This is a genomic window from Cupriavidus sp. IK-TO18, assembly GCF_015549295.1.
Lineage (GTDB): Bacteria > Pseudomonadota > Gammaproteobacteria > Burkholderiales > Burkholderiaceae > Cupriavidus > Cupriavidus oxalaticus_A.
Window position 1 is genome coordinate 48,698 of the sequence record NZ_JADGMP010000013.1, and the last position, 16,874, is coordinate 65,571.

At 67.5% G+C, this 16,874-nt stretch carries 16 protein-coding genes and 1 pseudogene; 12 read left to right on the forward strand and 5 right to left on the reverse strand.

The window, feature by feature from the left end; translation table 11 throughout:
• The first annotated feature begins 102 nt into the window (after nt 1-102).
• Together IPF36_RS11770 and IPF36_RS11775 are read left to right on the forward strand one after the other, a co-directional pair.
• Nucleotides 103-1,848, forward strand: coding sequence for an IlvD/Edd family dehydratase (locus IPF36_RS11770; protein ID WP_135703472.1), 1,746 nt, complete (start codon nt 103-105; stop codon nt 1,846-1,848).
• A gap of 75 nt (nt 1,849-1,923) precedes the next feature.
• Nucleotides 1,924-3,288 carry an MFS transporter gene (locus tag IPF36_RS11775; RefSeq protein ID WP_133097954.1) on the forward strand — a complete coding sequence of 455 codons (1,365 nt, stop codon included), beginning with the start codon at nt 1,924-1,926 and terminating at the stop codon, nt 3,286-3,288.
• 9 nt (nt 3,289-3,297) lie between these two features.
• Here the strand turns inward: IPF36_RS11775 and IPF36_RS11780 are convergent, their stop codons facing one another.
• Nucleotides 3,298-3,534, reverse strand: coding sequence for a hypothetical protein (locus tag IPF36_RS11780; RefSeq protein ID WP_029048395.1), 237 nt, complete (start codon nt 3,532-3,534; stop codon nt 3,298-3,300).
• A gap of 208 nt (nt 3,535-3,742) precedes the next feature.
• Between IPF36_RS11780 and IPF36_RS11785 the strand changes: the two genes are divergently transcribed.
• Complete coding sequence (locus IPF36_RS11785) at nt 3,743-4,288, forward strand: GNAT family N-acetyltransferase (protein WP_135703996.1); 546 nt, start codon at nt 3,743-3,745, stop codon at nt 4,286-4,288.
• A gap of 86 nt (nt 4,289-4,374) precedes the next feature.
• On the forward strand, nt 4,375-5,517 hold the full coding sequence (locus IPF36_RS11790; protein WP_195428018.1) for a hypothetical protein: 1,143 nt from the start codon (nt 4,375-4,377) through the stop codon (nt 5,515-5,517).
• A 118-nt stretch (nt 5,518-5,635) separates the two neighbouring features.
• On the opposite strand, the gene IPF36_RS11795 is transcribed toward IPF36_RS11790, so the two are convergent.
• On the reverse strand, nt 5,636-5,860 hold the full coding sequence (locus IPF36_RS11795; protein ID WP_135703474.1) for a hypothetical protein: 225 nt from the start codon (nt 5,858-5,860) through the stop codon (nt 5,636-5,638).
• 352 nt (nt 5,861-6,212) lie between these two features.
• Between IPF36_RS11795 and IPF36_RS11800 the strand changes: the two genes are divergently transcribed.
• Complete coding sequence (locus IPF36_RS11800; RefSeq protein WP_133097957.1) at nt 6,213-6,773, forward strand: PadR family transcriptional regulator; 561 nt, start codon at nt 6,213-6,215, stop codon at nt 6,771-6,773.
• 66 nt (nt 6,774-6,839) lie between these two features.
• On the opposite strand, the gene IPF36_RS11805 is transcribed toward IPF36_RS11800, so the two are convergent.
• A complete protein-coding gene (locus IPF36_RS11805; protein WP_135703475.1) occupies nt 6,840-7,835 on the reverse strand; it encodes a nitronate monooxygenase family protein in 996 nt (331 codons plus the stop codon).
• A 69-nt stretch (nt 7,836-7,904) separates the two neighbouring features.
• On the reverse strand, nt 7,905-8,336 hold the full coding sequence (locus tag IPF36_RS11810) for a nuclear transport factor 2 family protein (RefSeq protein WP_133097959.1): 432 nt from the start codon (nt 8,334-8,336) through the stop codon (nt 7,905-7,907).
• Between the two features lie 247 nt (nt 8,337-8,583).
• Here IPF36_RS11810 and IPF36_RS11815 point away from each other — a divergent pair, with 247 nt between their 5' ends.
• Both IPF36_RS11815 and galE read left to right on the forward strand, forming a co-directional pair.
• On the forward strand, nt 8,584-9,609 hold the full coding sequence (locus IPF36_RS11815) for a tyrosine-type recombinase/integrase (RefSeq protein ID WP_135703476.1): 1,026 nt from the start codon (nt 8,584-8,586) through the stop codon (nt 9,607-9,609).
• Between the two features lie 171 nt (nt 9,610-9,780).
• Nucleotides 9,781-10,800 (forward strand): UDP-glucose 4-epimerase GalE, encoded by a 1,020-nt coding sequence (gene galE / locus IPF36_RS11820; protein ID WP_133097961.1) that lies wholly within the window; start codon nt 9,781-9,783, stop codon nt 10,798-10,800.
• A 79-nt stretch (nt 10,801-10,879) separates the two neighbouring features.
• Here the strand turns inward: galE and IPF36_RS11825 are convergent, their stop codons facing one another.
• Nucleotides 10,880-11,188 carry an H-NS family nucleoid-associated regulatory protein gene (locus IPF36_RS11825; RefSeq protein ID WP_133097962.1) on the reverse strand — a complete coding sequence of 103 codons (309 nt, stop codon included), beginning with the start codon at nt 11,186-11,188 and terminating at the stop codon, nt 10,880-10,882.
• Nucleotides 11,189-11,778: 590 nt separating this feature from the next.
• Here IPF36_RS11825 and IPF36_RS11830 point away from each other — a divergent pair.
• From IPF36_RS11830 to IPF36_RS11850, 5 genes and pseudogenes are all read left to right on the forward strand, one after another.
• Nucleotides 11,779-12,258 (forward strand): annotated as a pseudogene (locus IPF36_RS11830) (Tar ligand binding domain-containing protein); the annotation flags it as partial.
• Between the two features lie 241 nt (nt 12,259-12,499).
• Entirely contained in the window at nt 12,500-14,464 is a 1,965-nt protein-coding gene (locus tag IPF36_RS11835) for a bifunctional diguanylate cyclase/phosphodiesterase (protein WP_135703477.1), read from the forward strand.
• Nucleotides 14,465-14,673: 209 nt separating this feature from the next.
• Nucleotides 14,674-15,096: a response regulator gene (locus tag IPF36_RS11840; protein WP_135703478.1), complete on the forward strand. Its 423-nt coding sequence runs from the start codon at nt 14,674-14,676 to the stop codon at nt 15,094-15,096.
• A 116-nt stretch (nt 15,097-15,212) separates the two neighbouring features.
• On the forward strand, nt 15,213-15,710 hold the full coding sequence (locus IPF36_RS11845; RefSeq protein ID WP_133097965.1) for a chemotaxis protein CheW: 498 nt from the start codon (nt 15,213-15,215) through the stop codon (nt 15,708-15,710).
• Nucleotides 15,711-15,834: 124 nt separating this feature from the next.
• The coding region (locus IPF36_RS11850) for a PAS domain-containing protein (protein WP_195428019.1) at nt 15,835-16,874 on the forward strand (1,040 nt) is incomplete at its 3' end.

Here is a 16,874-nt window from a genome sequence, read left to right on the forward strand (position 1 = left end):
AACAACAACGACAGGAGACAGCGTGGAGCCCGCCAGGCCGCTGGATCCGTCGTCCCTGCCATTCCCGCCGCCTTCCCGGGCAGCCCTCGCATCAGGAACAACATGTCGGATTCCAAGGACAAGCAACGCAAGCCGCTGCGCTCGACGGCGTGGTTCGGCACCGCCGACAAGAACGGCTTCATGTATCGCAGCTGGATGAAAAACCAGGGCATTCCCGAGCACGCGTTCGACGGCCGCCCGGTGATCGGCATCTGCAATACGTGGTCGGAACTCACGCCCTGCAACGCGCATTTCCGCAAGCTGGCCGAGCACGTCAAGCGTGGCGTGTACGAGGCCGGCGGCTTCCCGGTGGAATTCCCGGTGTTTTCCAACGGCGAATCGAACCTGCGCCCGACCGCCATGCTGACACGCAACCTGGCCGCGATGGACGTGGAAGAAGCGATCCGCGGCAATCCGATCGATGCGGTGGTGCTGCTGACCGGCTGCGACAAGACCACGCCGGCGCTGCTGATGGGCGCGGCCAGCTGCGACGTGCCGGCCATCGTCGTTACCGGCGGGCCCATGCTCAACGGCAAGCTCGACGGCAAGGACATCGGCTCGGGCACTGCGGTGTGGCAGCTGCATGAATCGCTGAAGGCAGGCGAGATCAACCTGCACCAGTTCCTGTCGGCCGAAGCCGGCATGTCGCGCTCGGCCGGCACCTGCAACACCATGGGCACCGCCTCGACCATGGCCTGCATGGCCGAAGCGCTGGGCACGTCGCTGCCGCACAACGCGGCGATCCCGGCGGTCGATTCGCGCCGCTACGTGCTGGCGCACATGTCCGGCATCCGCATCGTGGAGATGGCGCGCGAGGACCTGACGCTGTCGAAGATCCTGACGCGCCAGGCGTTCGAGAACGCGATCCGCGTCAATGCGGCGATCGGCGGCTCGACCAACGCCGTGATCCACCTGAAGGCGATCGCCGGCCGCATCGGCGTGCCGCTGGAGCTGGAAGACTGGAGCAACGTGGGGCTCGACACGCCGACCATCGTCGACCTGATGCCGTCGGGCCGCTTCCTGATGGAAGAGTTCTACTACGCGGGCGGCCTGCCCGCGGTGCTGCGCCGCATGGGCGAGGCCGGCCTGCTGCCGCATCCGGGCGCGCTGACCGTCAACGGCAAGGCGATCTGGGACAACGTCAGGGATGCGCCGATCACCAACGACGAAGTCATCCGACCGCTGGATAAGCCGCTGATCCGCGACGGCAGCATCCGCATCCTGCGCGGCAACCTGTCGCCGCGCGGCGCGGTGCTCAAGCCGTCGGCGGCAACGCCCAAGCTGCTGCGCCACCGCGGCCGCGCGGTGGTGTTCGAGAACCTGGAGCACTACAAGGAGCGCATCGTCGATGAATCGCTCGATGTCGACGAGAATTCCGTCCTCGTCCTCAAGCGCTGCGGCCCGCGCGGCTATCCCGGCATGGCCGAGGTCGGCAACATGGGCCTGCCGCCCAAGCTGCTGCGCCAGGGCATCAAGGACATGGTGCGCATATCCGATGCACGCATGAGCGGCACCGCCTACGGCACCGTGGTGCTGCACGTGGCGCCCGAGGCCGCCGCCGGCGGGCCGCTGGCGATCGTGCGCGACGGCGACTGGATCGAGCTGGACTGCGAGGCCGGGCGCCTGCACCTGGATATCGATCCCGCCGAGTTCGAACGCCGCATGGCCGACGTGCAGCCGCTGCAGGCGCCCGCCGACGGCGGTTATCGCAAGCTCTACGTCAACCACGTGCTGCAGGCCGACGAAGGTTGCGACCTCGACTTCCTGGTCGGCTGCCGCGGACGTGAAGTGCCGCGCCACTCGCACTGATTCCATCCCATTGCATTGAATGCGCGCGGCCCCGGCGGCGCGCGCGACCCCTTACAAGAACAGAGGAGACTAGCCATGCAAGGCACACAGACCGCGCCGCTGGAGCGCGCCGTCCCAGCACAGGAAACCGGCGCACAGGCGCAGGAAGAGACCCGCATCGTCGGCATGCTGGTGCGCCGGCTGATCCCGTTCCTGGCGCTGATCTACGTGGTCGCGTATATCGACCGCTCGGTGGTCGGCTTTGCCAAGCTGCACATGAACGCGGCGATCGGCATCAGCGACGCGGCCTATGGCCTGGGCGCGGGTTTGTTCTTCGTCGGCTATTTCCTGTGCGAGGTGCCGAGCAACCTGGCGCTGGAGCGCTTCGGCGCGCGCCGCTGGTTCGCGCGCATCCTGCTGACCTGGGGCCTGATCACCATGGCGATGGCGTTCACGCAGGGCGCGCACAGCTTCTACGTGCTGCGCTTCCTGCTGGGCGCGGCCGAAGCCGGCCTGTATCCGGGCATCCTGTACTTCCTGACCAAGTGGTTCCCGATGCGGCATCGCGCGCGCATCATCGGCCTGCTGGTGCTGGCCCAGCCGATCGCGCTGATCATCACCGGACCGATTGCAGGCCTGGTGCTGTCGACACAGGGGCTGTTCGGCATGTCCAACTGGCAGACGCTGTTCGTGCTGAGCGGCCTGCCCGCGGTGCTGCTGTGCCTGCCGACGCTGCGCATCCTGCCGGAATCGCCCGCCAGTGCCGCATGGCTGGCACCGGCCGACCGCGCCTGGATCGAGCGCGAACTCGCCGCCGACCAGGCCGCCTATGCGCTCAAGCCGCACGGCAATCCTCTGCAGGCGCTCAGGGACAAGCGCGTGCTGCTGCTGTCGCTGCTGTTCCTGCCGTTCCCGCTGAGCATCTACGGGCTATCGCTGTGGCTGCCGACCATCATCAAGCAGTTCGGCGTGACCGATGCAATGACCGGCCTGCTGTCGGCGGTGCCCTACCTGTTCGCCGTGGTCGGCCTGTACCTGGTGCCGCGCCACTCGGACCGCAAGGGCGAGCGCTACGGCCATATCGTGGTGGTGTCGGGGATGGCAGCGATCACCATGGCGCTGAGCGCCTGGGTGCAGTCGCCGGTGCTGCAGTTCCTGTTTATCTGCCTGACCGCGTTCTCGATCTATTCGATCCAGGCGGTGGTATGGGCACTGCCGGGCGAATTCCTGACCGGCGCCAGCGCCGCGGTGGGGATTGCCACCATCAACTCGCTGGCCAACCTCGGCGGCTACTTCGGGCCGTATGGCATCGGCGTGATCAAGGACGCCACCGGCAGCCTGGCGGCGGGGCTGTACTTCCTGGCGGCGATGCTGGTGTTCGCGGTGGTGATGGCGTTCGTGGTGCGCGCCGCGCTGCGGCCGGCGGCGCGCGCCGGTGCGGCGCAGCAGGCCGGTGCCTGACCGCAATCGTCACGGCCGCCGCTTCTTCCACTCGTAGTCGGGCGGCGGATCCGCCGCGCCGGCGCGGCCGACCGAGTTGGGGTTTTCCGAGCACAGTGTGACAAAGCTCACCGGCTCGCCCGCATGCTGGCGCTGGCGCAGCGCTTCGGTGAAGTGCAGCGCCTCGCGCATCGCGTCGCTCGGGAACGACTGCGCGTGCGGCGTCAGTCCGGTGCCGTGGGCTTCGGACCAGTAGACCATGTACATAAGGCATTCCTCTCGATTGCGCCGGTGACCACGAGGCGCTGCAACCTTCGTTCCCGGCAGGGCAGGGGCGAAGGCAGGGTTCGCGGTGCATGCCGATTGCAATCTGTTCCTCGGACTTTTGCAAGCTTTGGCGTGCCACGGGCACAATGGGCGTTTCTGGCATCGTCGCTGTGCCGTTCCCGTCTCGTCCCGATACTCCATGCACTCCATGCCCGATATTGCGCTGATTCCCGCCACCGCAGCCGATGCCGACCGCCTCGCCGCCATGCACACCGCCAGCTGGCAGCACACCTATCCCGGCATGCTGCCAGACGCGTACCTGCGCGAGCAGGCCAATCCGGAGCGGCTGGCGGCCTGGCGCGCGCGCATGCATGACGGCGCGGATGGCCCCGTGGAGGCCACGCTGGCGCTGGTCGATGGCGCGGACGCCGGCTTTGCCTGCCTGTTGCCCGAGGCCGACCCCCGCTACGGCATCTACCTGGACAACCTGCATGTCCTGCCTGCCTTCCATGGCCAGGGACTGGGCAAGCGGCTGCTGGCGCATTGCGTGCAGCGCGTGGCGCAGCGCTGGCCCGGGCAGCCGCTGTTCCTCTATGTGCTCGAGGCCAATACGCAGGCGCGCGAGTTCTACCAGCGGCTGGGCGGCGAGGCATCGGAACCGTTCGAAGACGATTTCCACGGCCCGGGCCTGCGCGTCATGGTGCGGCGCGTGACCTGGCCCGACGTGGCGGCGCTGGCCAGGCGGCTGGCGTAACGCAGGGATGGCGGGCACGGCAGGCGTTGCCGAACCGCTTGCCCCTGGCCTACCATCGCCGGCATGCCAACCGGAGGCGCCCAGCCATGATCCTGTCGACCGCCAGCTTGCCTCAGCACAACCGTTCTCGCCTGTCCCTGGCCCTGGCCGCTGCAGCCATGACTGTGGTACTGGCCGGCTGCGCCGGCACGACGGCAGTGCCGCCCGCCGCGGCCAAGGCTGCCGATACCGCGGTGGCCGCACCGCACTGGCAACGCGTGCATCTTGGCGCTGGCGCCGGCTATGACTTCCCGGTCTATGCCAACCACCGGCTCGACGGCGACCTGTCGCGCATTCGTGAAGTCGTGTTTGTCCAGCATGGCCTGCAGCGCAACGGCGACGACTACTATGCCGCCGGCGCCGAACTGCTGAAGGCCAGCGGCCGCAAGCCGGACGAGGTGCTGCTGCTCGCGCCGAATTTTCCCGGCACGCCTGACCAGAAGAAGGGTTTTACCGGCATGCCGCAATGGTCGGTGCAAGGCTGGCTCAGCGGCGAGGACGCGATCGACGGCCCGGCCCGCGTCAGTTCGCTGCAGGTGCTCGACGACCTGCTCGCCTTCGTCACCGACAAGGCGCGGCTGCCGCAGGTCGGCAAGGTGACGGTGGCCGGCCATTCCGGCGGCGCCCAGGTCGTGCACCGCTACGCGGTGCTGAACAATGTCGACGAGCGCATCCGCGCGGGCGGCATCGACCTGCGCTACGTCGTGGCCAATCCGTCGTCCTACCTGTATTTCACGCCGGTACGGCCGGCCGGCGCCAATGGCAAGTCGTTCGCGCCGTATGACAAGGCCATTTGCCCGGACTACGACAAGTACAGCTACGGCGTGCAGGACATGGTGCCGTACGCGAGAGGTGCCGACGGCATGGCGCTGTACAAGCGCTATGCCGGGCGCAAGGTGACCTATCTCGCCGGCACCGAGGACAACGATCCCAACCACCGCGTACTCGACAAGGCCTGCGGCGCCGAGGCCGAGGGCGCGACGCGGCTGCAGCGTGCGCGCGGCTACCTGCGCTACGAGCGCTACCTCGCCAGCCCGGGCCTGGCCATCCGCCATCAGGCGTATGAAGTGGTGGGCGTGGGGCACGACCAGGCGCGCATGTTCGGTTCGCAGTGCGGGGCGCGGGCGGTGTTCGGCATGCCTGAAGCCGCCAATGCCGGCGGTGCGGCCTGCCGTGCGCCGCAGCTCTGAGGCGGGCGCATCCGGACACCGTCACGGCAAGAAAAAAACCCGCGGCAATCGCGGGTTCAAGTCCCTGCCCGCAGGATCGGGCTCGGAGGAGACAACCACAGGAAAGGCAGCGCGCCAGTCAGGTCAGGCAGTATTTGACGACCTGTTCTTCGACGCCGACAAAACGTACCAGCTGGCGCAGGCCGCTGGCGAATTCCTTGATATGGTGCCCGTCAGGCGTATCGGGCAACCGGTAGTAGATCGGGGCCTTGTCGCGCAGCGGCGCCAGCAGGCCGAACGGGCGTTCGCCCGCATCGGCTTCCCAGGCGACGTCGCGCTCTTCGGCAATGGGTTTTCCGGTCATGGGCATACTCCAGATTCGGTGCATGGTGCGGCCGGGGACGGATTTTTCTTGCTCGCACAGCGTTTCAATGTATGAAATGTATGGCAGGTAACGCAAAAATGCTATTCAGCATTATTTAATTCTGTTTGCTGCCAAATCTCGAAATTGCCAGATTTACCGAATATATGTCGGCGTTTGCAGGTATTGCCGGATTGCGGCGATCCTTGCATCACGGCTTGCCGACAGCAGGGGGGCATTGCGCTAACATAGCGCCAGTTTTTTGCGGTCCGTGGCGCACCGGCATGACCGGCGCTCCTGCCGCATGGCATCTCCGAAACCATCACCCGCCCCCGACGGGCCATTGCCAAGACGCATGTCGACCCAGCACGCCTTGTTGATCTCCCTGCTTGAAAAGCCGTCGTCCGGCTATGACCTGGCGCGCCGCTTCGATCGCTCCATCGGCTATTTCTGGCATGCCACCCACCAGCAGATCTACCGCGAGCTGGGGCGCATGGCGGACAGCGGGTGGATCGCGGCCGACGAGAACGAGGCGGCGGAAAACGAGGGCGGCGCCGACCGCAAGAATCGCAAGAAGGTCTACCAGGTGCTGCCGGCCGGGCGCGACGAACTGGTGCGCTGGGTGCTGACCCCGGGGGCCGGGCTCGACCAGCGCGAGGAAATCCTGGTCAAGCTGCGTGCCGATGCCGCGATCGGGCCGCTCGGCCTGGGCGATGAAATGCGGCGGCTGATCGCGCTGCACCAGGCACGGCTCGAGACCTACCTGGCGATCGAGCGCAAGGATTTTTCCGCGCCCGACATGGACCGCGCGCAGCGGTTGCGCTACGCGCTGCTGCGCCGTGGCATCCGCTTCGAGCAGGACTGGGTGGCGTGGGGCGAAGACCTGCTGCCGCTGCTGGAGCAGCAGTCGGCGTAGCGCGCCGCGCGCCAAAGCAAGACGCCGGCCTTGCGGCCGGCGCTCTTTATTGGGGTTTGGTCAGGCTCAGGCCACGTCGAGCGCGCGGGCACCCGCCTGGCTGGCTTCGCCCAACCCCAGGCGCCGGCGCGCCAGCGCATACTCCTCGGCAAAGCGCCGCACCAGCTCGCCGGCCGGCACCACGCGCTTGATCGCGCCCACGCCCTGGCCAGCGCCCCAGATATCCTTCCAGGCCTTCACGCTGGTCGAGCCGAAGTTCATCTTGGACGGATCCGACTGCGGCAGCGCCTCCGGGTCCAGCCCGGCGCGCTCGATGCTGCCGCGCAGGTAGTTGCCGTGCACGCCGGTAAAGAGGTTGGAGTAGACGATGTCGCCGGCGCTGCTGTCGACGATCATCTGCTTGTAGCCGTCCTGCGCGTTGGCTTCCTGCGTGGCGATGAAGGCAGAGCCGATGTAGGCCAGGTCGGCGCCGGCGGCCTGCGCCGCCAGGATGGCGTCGCCGCTGGAGATCGAGCCTGACAGCAGCAGCGGGCCATCGAACCATTCACGGATCTCGTGCAGCAGCGCGAACGGCGACAGCGTGCCGGCATGGCCGCCGGCGCCGGCCGCCACCGCCACCAGCCCGTCGGCGCCTTTCTCGATGGCCTTGCGCGCGAAAGCGTTGTTGATCACGTCGTGCAGCACGATGCCGCCATACGAGTGCACCGAGTCGTTGACTTCCTTGCGCGCGCCCAGCGAGGTGATCACGATCGGCACCTTGTAGCGCACGCACAGCTCCAGGTCATGCTCGAGCCGGTCGTTGGACTTGTGCACGATCTGGTTGACCGCGAACGGCGCCGCCGGACGGTCCGGATGCTTGTCGTTGTGCTCGGCCAGTTCAGTGGTGATGCGGTCCAGCCATTCTTCCAGCTTGGGCGCCGGGCGCGCGTTCAGCGCCGGGAACGAGCCCACCACGCCGGCCTTGCACTGGGCAATCACCAGGTCGGGGTTGGAGATGATGAACAGCGGCGAGCAGACCACCGGCAGCGACAGCCGGTTCTGCAGCAGGGCGGGGAGGGCCATGGGTGAAGTCTCCTGGGTAGTACGGTGAGGCAATGAGAATCTGGCGGGCGCGGGCGGCGGCCTGGCCGCTTACGCGGCACCGGTCAGTACGTCCTTCTGGCTGGCGAGGCGCGCGCCCATGGCGGCGGCCAGCGCCTCCAGTCCGGAGCGCGGGCGCACCATTACTTCGAATTCGGCAATATGGCCGGCGTCGTTGAAGCGGATCATGTCGATGCCCTTGAGCGCCTTGCCATCGACCGTGGCGCTGAACTCGAGCACCACGCTGTGGCCGTCCTCGCTGACGAAGCTGCGGTGGTAGCGGAAATCGCGGAACACCTGGTTCACCGTGGTCAGCACCAGTGCGATCGCGGCACGGCCTGGGTAGGCCGTATGCGCCACCGGCGAGCGGAAAACAACGTCGTCGGCGACGATGGCGTCGAGTCCGGCCATCGAATTGCTGGCAATCAACTGGTGCCAGGTGTCGAGCGAGGCCTGCGCTGCGGGAATCAGCTGGGTGGTCACTGCAGTCTCCTTAAACTGTTCTGGGCGGTCGCGGCATGCGCCGGCTACGTCGTGTTCTTGTTTGTGTTCGCGTCTTATGCAACCAGTTGCATAGTGGGATGAAAGGTAGCATGCGCTGCTGCACTGCGCAAGCCGGTTTTGGTCCCGTGCCCGCCCAGGGCGCCTTGCAGTGACGGGTTGACTACAATAGGCGGCATCGCACAGCGGGAATCCCGCCCGCGCCCGCAAGCCACCGGCAGGAGAGTCAGTGACCACTAAGTCGACCGCGCACCAACCCGGCCAGGCGGCGCTATTCGATGCCGACCTCGACGCCTGGCGCGCCCATCCCGAGCGCGCCTTCGACGGCTGGCTGGCGCGGCATGGCTTCCGCCACGGCACCAGCGTGGTGTACCGGGCGATGTGGGGCAAGCTGCTGCGCTGGTCGGCCGAGCGCGGACTGCCGCCGCTGAGCTGGTCGGCGGAGCAGATCGGCGAATTCCTCGACGCCCAGCAGTTGCACAAGTCGCACCGCTACCGCTATGCGCGGCTGATCGAACGGGTGTTCCACCATCTCTCCCAGTTGCGCGAGGGCATGCACAACCCGGGAAGCCAGGCGGTGCGCGCGCACCTCGCCGAGGGCGAGAACGACCCCACTGCCTTCCTGCTGCCGGGCGAGCGCGACCTGCTGGTGGCCCGCATCCTCGGCCCGGCCGGCGTGCCGCCGACGGCGGAGGAATGCCGTGCGGCATCGCCGACGCAATGGAAGCGCGCGCGCGATGCCGCCTTGCTGGCGGTGCTGCTGGGCGGCGGGCTGAAGGTGGGCGAAGCGCGCGCCCTGCGCCTGGAGGCGATCGACGATGGCGCCCCGGGCCGAATGGCGCTGCGCATGGTGCGTCCCGACAATGGCCGCGCCTATACCGCGCCGTTGTTCGCGCTGGCGCATGCCCCGCTGCGGGCGTGGCTGGTGCTGCGCGAGGCGTCGGGCACGCTCGGCAGCCTGCTGTTCCCGGCCATGCCGGCGGGCCGGCCGATGCATGCGGCTTCGGTCTACCGACGCGTGGAAATTTTGCTTGACGAAGCCGGCGTACTAGCCGGCCGCCATGAACGGGCCTCGCCGCAGACCCTGCGCAATACCTGCGCGGCCATGCATTTCGAGGCCGGCACGACGCCGGCCGAGGTGGCGCAATGCCTGGGCATGCGCGACCTGGAATCGGGCTGGCGGCTGCGCGGCGCGTATGAGGCCTGGCAGGCACGGGCGGGGCTGGTGGTTCAGGCGAGCGACAGACACGCCTGAGTCCGGCGGTGCCATGCTTGTAACTGTGTGTGCCAGCTGAGCGGGTGCGGCTGACTCATCGTGGATAATAGGCGACACTACCGCCTGCGCGGGTTCAATGTGCGGTATCAGGCATTGCATGCTCGCGCATGAGACCGCGCCGCCCTGAATCGAAATCCGACGCTTATTTTCATGCCCGAAACCCTGCTTCTTACCGGTGCCACCGGCTATATCGCCTCGCATACCTGGGTCGCGCTGCTCAATGCCGGCTACCACGTGATCGGACTGGATAATCTGTGCAACAGCAGCCCGGTGGTGATCGAGCGGCTCGCTGCCATTACCGGCAAGACCCCGCATTTTGTCCAGGGCGACGTGCGCGACCGCGCCTTGCTGGACCAGCTTTTTGCCGAACACCGCATCAGCGGCGTGATTCATTTTGCCGCGCTCAAGGCGGTGGGCGAATCCGTGAGCCAGCCGCTGCAGTATTACAGCAACAACCTTGACGGCCTGCTGACGGTCTGCGCCGCCATGGGTGCGGCCGGGGTGAAACAACTGGTGTTCAGCTCCTCGGCGACGGTTTATGGCAATCCCCAGACGGTGCCGATCCTTGAGGATTTCCCGCTGTCGGCGACCAATCCGTATGGCCAGACCAAGCTGATGGGCGAGCAAATCCTGCGCGACCTGGAAAAATCAGACCCGGCATGGCGCATTGCCTACCTGCGCTATTTCAATCCGGTCGGCGCGCATGAAAGCGGTCTGATCGGCGAAGATCCGCGCGGAATTCCGAATAATCTGATGCCATACGTGGCACAGGTGGCCGGCGGGCGCCGCGAGAAACTGATGGTATTCGGCGGCGACTATCCCACGCCCGACGGTACCGGCGTGCGCGACTATATCCACGTGTGCGATCTCGCTGACGGCCACCTGGCGGCGCTGGTCTACTTGCGCGACCAGGGGCGGGGCATGACCGTCAACCTGGGCACCGGACGCGGCTACAGCGTGCTGGAAGTGGTCGAGGCCTACCAGCGCGCCAGTGGCAAGCCGGTACCGTATGAGATCGTGGCGCGCCGCCCGGGCGATATCGCCTCCTGCTATGCCGATCCCGCGCTGGCCAACCAATTGCTGGGCTGGCGCGCGCAGCACGACATCGAACGCATGTGCCAGGACTCGTGGCGCTGGCAGTCGATGAACCCGCAGGGATTCGGCGCCTGAGCGGCAACGCCGGTAATACACCAAACAAAAACGCCACGGTTTGCAACCCTGGCGTTTTTCCATGTGCCGGCGTCGCGCTTCAGCGAATCAGGAAGTCCTCGACAGTTTTGCCCTGTGCCAGGGCCTGGGTCAGCCAGCCCGGACGCTTGCCGCGGCCGGTCCAGGTATTGCCCGCACTGTCGCGATAGCGCACCGGCACCTTGCGGTTTGCCGCCTTCTTGCCGGCCGGCGCTTTCACGCCAAAACCCAGGTCTTCAGCGGTCAGGCCATATTGCTCGATTTTCTCGCGAATATCCGAGATCACCGAAGCCTGTTCGCGCGCCTTGATTTCCTCGGCTTGCTTCTGCAGTTCACTGATTTGCTGAACGATTTCCTGATAAGTCGCCATTGCGTCCTCGGTTTCCGGTGGGGTGATATGCGTGGGTGTCGGTACAGCGGGGTGTCGCGCAATGCTGCGCAGCGCTGTGGGTGTGCTGAAATGCTGAAAACAATTATAACGGGGTAGCGAGCCGCTGCAAATCCCGGGGCGCTATTCCTGCATGGTTTTTGCGAAAATTCTTGCAGCCGATATTGCTGTGAACTTTCGTGAACCATTCCGGTCGCCCCGCCGGATTTGAACCGGAACGCAATGCCGCACTACCTCTGTTGTACTGTCGGGCCGGCACATAAATCGGCCTGAGCGGCGCGATCCGCGCAAACCAGTGGCGCCGGGGCGCGCCGGCGCCGGTGGAAATCAAATTGCCATAATCGGCGCCGCTCCGGTGAATAAAGCGTCTGCTTACATGCCGCGAGACGCGGCGTGCCGTATATCCGACATCCGGGTTAATTCCGGCCATTTGCCGCGCGGCCGGGCGCTGCTGCTCAAGTACCAGATGGGCCGCGCCGTTATCCGGGCAGGGCGGATCAAGTGGGTGTCTGGTCTTGCCGTAACGAGGCCAGGAGCGTGCCTCGCGGAATGCTTACGTTTTCCTTTCAACAATGTCTTTCCACCACAATATCCAGATCAAGACCCTGTTGCGGGGCGCCATGGGAATGCTGTCGGTGCTGCTGTTGCTGGTAGGCGGCGCCGGGCTGCACGGTATTTCCTCCGGCAACGACTCGCTCAAGGAGACGTATTCCAACCAGCTGGCTTCGTCCATTGCGCTGAGCGACGCCATGCTGGCCATGACCCGCATGCGCCTGGCCCGCAAGGTACTGCCCGATCTGCAACGCAGCATGTCCAGCGCGCATGAAGCGCTGCAGAAATTCCAGCTGGGCGCCGGCAAGGCCAATTTCGACGCCGCGCAGGCCAGCTTTGCCAGCATCCGCACGCTGTCGATCGCGCTGGTCGTGCTGGGGCTGGCGGTCGCGGTGCTGTGCACGGTGGCACTGAACCGCGCCATCGTCACGCCGGTGCAGGAAGCGCTGGCCATGTTCGAGCGCATTGCGCGCGGCGACCTGGCCTCGCGCATCACCAGCAGCTGAAGAACGTGGTTTCGGTATTTACCCTTGCAGGCGGTACCGTGGCCCCGGCACCGCGCCGCGGCCGGCGCCGGTCGCCGCCGGCCGCGACGATGACTGGAGTGCGTTCTAAACAGATGTCCCCGGCAGGGGACCCCCGTATTGTGTTGTTCACACGGCGACCGCAAGATGCCATGATGCGAGGTTTGCCCCGCGTCGGCTTTGTCTTCGCGCATTTTCTTTACCACCGCGCAGCCCAATGATTGCCCTGAGTACCGTCCTGTTGCTGCTCGCCGCCCTGCTGGGCGTGGCCGCCGCCCTCGGCGCCCGCGCCGGGCGTGCGGACGAGGGCGCCGGAAGCCGGTCGCTGCGCACGCTGACCTGGACGGCGGCGCTGCTGTCGCAGCTCGCCGTGAGCCTGCCCGTGGTGGTGGTGGTGCTGTCGGGCAGCGTGCCGGTGGCCAACGACACCGCCGAGATGGCCGCCAGCTTCGCCGCCGCCGCGGCCGCCACCGCCGCCGCCAAGCTGCTGTTGCAGTGGCTGCGCCAGGGCGCGCGCCTGTGGCGCGGCGCGGCGGTGCTGGCGGTGGTCGCCGGCGCCGGCATGGTGGCCGCGGCCGGCACCCACCTGGGCCGGGCCTGCGGCGCCGGCGCGCCTTCGGCGCGCGCCTGCATCGACGCGGCCGGACTGCCTCATCCCGCCTGGCTGGCAGGCGGCCTGACCGCGCTGTGCGCACTGATGTTCGCGCTGCACCGGGCGCAGTCGCGCGGCTGGCTGCCGGTATCGCGCACCGAGACCAGCCCCGCCGGGGATCTTGCCGATGATGCCGCCACCGCCCTGGTGCGCGGCGCCGAGCCGCGGCTGGTGCGGCGCGGCGCCCGCATTCCCGGCCGGCTTACGGTGCGCGCCACCGCGCGCGGGCAGGGCACGGTGGGCGAGTACAGCGTCGCCACCGTGATGCCCGACCGCGTCGCGTTCGGCCGCTGGTTGGACCAGGCCATGGCCCAGGCGCGGCTGGCCGACACCGGCTGCGCCGTGCTGCTGATCCATATTGCCGACTACCGCGAGGTCGACGAAGTCTTCGAGATCCGCGCCGACGATATCCTGGCGCAGGACGCCGGCGCGCTGGCGCAGGCCGTGCTGGAGCCGCACGACTTCCTCGCCCGGCTGGCGCGCGACGAGTTCGCCGTCGGCGTGCCCGAGCTGGTGCACCACGGCCGCGCGCAGGAGCTGGGCTCGCGCGTGCTGGGCTCGCTGGCGGAATTCATCGCCGCGCGCGGGCTGCAGATGCAGATCGGCGTCAATATCGGCATCGCCATCTACCCGCGCGACGCCCAGACCTCCGAGGCGCTGATGCAAGCCGCACGAGTGAGCCTGGCCGAGGCCCGCGAAAGCGGCTCGAACCAGGTGCGCCTGTTCAATAGCGCTGCCGGCGAGCGGGCCCGCCGCACCCGCGTGATCCGCCGCGACCTGTGGCTGGCGATCCAGGATGAGGCGCTGTCGCTGCAGTTCCAGCCCAAGTATGACGCCCGCCGCCGCACGCTGGTGGGCGCCGAGGCGCTGTGCCGCTGGCGCCATCCCGCGCTGGGCCAGGTCAGCCCGGCCGAGTTCATCGCCGTGGCCGAGCAGTCCGGCCAGATCGACAAGCTCGACGACTGGGTGCTGACCAGCGTCTGCCGCCAGGTGCGCCTGTGGCAGGACGCCGGCCTGCCGACCGTGCCGGTGGCGATCAACGTGTCGGGGTTGCGCTTTGCCAGCCGCAATTTCCCGCAGTACCTGCTCGAGCAGATCCACCAGCACGACATCCCGCCGTCGGCGATCACGCTGGAGATCACCGAGACCGCCGCCATGAAGGACATCGGCAAATCGCTGGAGACGCTGGCCGAGCTGCAGTCGCTCGGCATCCAGGTGGCGCTGGACGACTTCGGCAGCGGCTATTCGAGCCTGGGCTATCTCAAGCGCCTGCGCGTGGGCACGCTCAAGATCGACCGCACGCTGATCGGCGGGCTCGACACCGATGCGCAAGGGCGCGCCATCGTCGGCTCGATGGTGGCGCTGGCGCACGAGCTGCGCATGAAGGTGGTGGCCGAAGGCGTCGAGTCGGCCTCGCAGCTGGAAATCCTCAACGAGATGGGCTGCGACGAGGTGCAGGGCTTCCTGCTGTCGCTGCCGCTCGATGCGGCAGGGTTTGCCGAGGCGTTGCGCGGGCCGCAGCCAGCCTGAGCGCCGCGCCGCACGCACAAGCACCAGGCCGAAAAAACGCCAAAAACGCTAAAGCGACGCGCCTGCCATGCCGATATCCACGCTGGCAGGGCCCGCGCGCTTGCAGCGCGGCCCTGCGCCGGCCTGTCCGTCGCCGGCCGCGCGCCATCCGCGCCAAGCACTGCTTCAGCATCCGGCGGATCAACCGAGCCCTGCCAACGGAGGCGCCAATGTCATTGCCCAGCATTCTCGTCGTCGACGATTCCCCCTCGCTACGCCGCATGATCGGCGCATGCCTGCGTGCCGGCGGGTTCGACGTCACCGAGGCGGCCGACGGCGAGCAGGCGTATGCGCTGGCCGACACCGCGGCTGCGGATGACGATGCCGCGGATCATGTCGCGTTCGGCATGCTGGTCACCGACCAGGTCATGCCCGGCATGGACGGCCTGACCCTGATCCGCCGACTGCGCGCCAGCGCGCGCTACGCCGCCATCCCGATCCTGATGCTGACCACCGAGCATGACGGCAGCATCCGCGAGCAGGCCCGCGCCGCGGGCGCCTCGGGCTTCCTGCCCAAGCCCTTCGATCCCGATGCGCTGATGCAGGCCGTGGCGGCGCTGCTGGCGCCCCCGCACCCCTCCTCGGAAGGGTAAGGAAGGCGCCGCATCGGCCTTCAGTCACCCCGTTTGCTGCCGTAAACACTGGTGGGCGAAACCACGCCCCGGCGCACGGCGCCAGGAAACCGGCATGACCAGAATGGGGGCTGACGATGCGGCATATCGACAAGGCAAACGGCGCGGCAGGCGTGAACGAAGGCGCGGGCGAGGAATTCCTGGCCTTCACGCTGGGCCGCGAAGAGTACGGCATCGATATCCTGAAGGTCCAGGAGATCCGCGGCTACGAGTCGGTCACCCAGCTTGCCAATGCGCCCGACTACATCAAGGGCGTGATCAACCTGCGCGGCATCATCGTGCCGATCATCGACCTGCGCATCAAGTTCCGCCAGGCCAACGTCAGCTATGACCAGTACACCGTGGTCATCATCGTCGATCTCAACGAGCGCACCACCGGCATCGTCGTCGACGGCGTCTCCGACGTGCTGACGCTGACGCCCGCGCAGATCAAGCCCACGCCGCATTTTTCCGGCGAGCTGGCTACCGACTACATCCGCGGCCTCGGCTCGGTCGAGCAGCGCATGCTGATCCTGGTCGATATCGAGAAGCTGCTCAATACCGAAGAACTGGCCGCGCTCGACGCCGTGGCCTGATCCCTGCCACACCTGCCTGTTCACCCCCGCCGCCCGGCTGGCACGCCTGCCGGATCGTACCGCCCGGAATTGCGCCATGCCTGGCAGCCATGGTTTCTTCGGGCAAGCAGTATCGATATCATCCATGCGAAACAACCAACCCGTTACGCAGCGCGAATACCAGCTCTCACCATCTGACTACCTGATCTCGCGCACGGACCTCAAGGGCCGTATCACCTTCGCCAACCGCACCTTTATCGAGGCCAGCGGCTATGCAGCCGAGGAACTGATGGGCGCGCCGCACAACCTGGTGCGCCATCCCGACATGCCGCCCGAGGCGTTTGCCGACCTGTGGCAAAACCTGGAAGCCGGCCGCACCTGGATCGGCGTGGTCAAGAACCGCCGCAAGAACGGCGACTTCTACTGGGTCACCGCCACCGTGACGCCCACGCGCATCGACGGGCGCGTGGTCGGCTATACCTCGGTGCGTTCGATGCCCTCGCGCGAGCAGGTCGAAGCCGCCGGCGCGCTGTATGCGCGCTTCCGAGCGGGACGCGCTGCGGGACTGGCGATCCGTGACGGCGCCGTGGTGCGCACGGGGCTCGCCGGCCTGGCGCAACGCGCGCTGCGCATGAACCTGAAGCGCCGCATCCTGTGGGCGCAGGCGGGCGGGCTGGTGTGGTTCCTGGCGGCGCTGGCAGCGGTCGAGATCCTGGACCCGGCAGGGGCCGCGACGCTGCGACCGTGGCTGTGGGGCGGCTTCGCACTGGCGCTGGCGACCTCGTTCGCGGCCGGCACCATGCTGCTGGCGCGCGTGCACCGGCCGCTGGGCGACATGCTGGACTTTGCGCTGCGGCTGGGCGCGGGCGACCTGACCACGCGCTTCGAGCATCGCAGCGGCGACGAGATCGGCGCGCTGGCGCAGGCGATGCAGACCATGCAGCGCAGCCTGCTGTCAGTGGTGCATGAAATCCAGGAAGGCATGGCCAGCATTTCCACGGCAACGCACCAGGTCGCTGCCGGCAACAACGACCTGTCGCAGCGCACGGAGCAGCAGGCGGCGTCGCTGGAGCAGACCGCCTCCAGCATGGAGCAGCTGACCGGCACCGTGCGCCAGAACGCGGACAACGCGCGCCAGGCCAGCGGGCTGGCGGCCAATGCGTCGGAGACCGCGCTGCGCGGCGG

Excerpts from the sequence above, each read along its gene's own strand:
- IPF36_RS11770 (WP_135703472.1), top strand. The coding sequence starts at position 103 with ATGTCGGATTCCAAGGACAAGCAACGCAAGCCGCTGCGCTCGACGGCG.
- IPF36_RS11775 (WP_133097954.1), top strand. The coding sequence starts at position 1,924 with ATGCAAGGCACACAGACCGCGCCGCTGGAGCGCGCCGTCCCAGCACAG.
- IPF36_RS11780 (WP_029048395.1), bottom strand. The coding sequence starts at position 3,534 with ATGTACATGGTCTACTGGTCCGAAGCCCACGGCACCGGACTGACGCCG.
- IPF36_RS11785 (WP_135703996.1), top strand. The coding sequence starts at position 3,743 with ATGCCCGATATTGCGCTGATTCCCGCCACCGCAGCCGATGCCGACCGC.
- IPF36_RS11790 (WP_195428018.1), top strand. The coding sequence starts at position 4,375 with ATGATCCTGTCGACCGCCAGCTTGCCTCAGCACAACCGTTCTCGCCTG.
- IPF36_RS11795 (WP_135703474.1), bottom strand. The coding sequence starts at position 5,860 with ATGACCGGAAAACCCATTGCCGAAGAGCGCGACGTCGCCTGGGAAGCC.
- IPF36_RS11800 (WP_133097957.1), top strand. The coding sequence starts at position 6,213 with ATGTCGACCCAGCACGCCTTGTTGATCTCCCTGCTTGAAAAGCCGTCG.
- IPF36_RS11805 (WP_135703475.1), bottom strand. The coding sequence starts at position 7,835 with ATGGCCCTCCCCGCCCTGCTGCAGAACCGGCTGTCGCTGCCGGTGGTC.
- galE (WP_133097961.1), top strand. The coding sequence starts at position 9,781 with ATGCCCGAAACCCTGCTTCTTACCGGTGCCACCGGCTATATCGCCTCG.
- IPF36_RS11825 (WP_133097962.1), bottom strand. The coding sequence starts at position 11,188 with ATGGCGACTTATCAGGAAATCGTTCAGCAAATCAGTGAACTGCAGAAG.
- IPF36_RS11835 (WP_135703477.1), top strand. The coding sequence starts at position 12,500 with ATGATTGCCCTGAGTACCGTCCTGTTGCTGCTCGCCGCCCTGCTGGGC.
- IPF36_RS11840 (WP_135703478.1), top strand. The coding sequence starts at position 14,674 with ATGTCATTGCCCAGCATTCTCGTCGTCGACGATTCCCCCTCGCTACGC.
- IPF36_RS11845 (WP_133097965.1), top strand. The coding sequence starts at position 15,213 with ATGCGGCATATCGACAAGGCAAACGGCGCGGCAGGCGTGAACGAAGGC.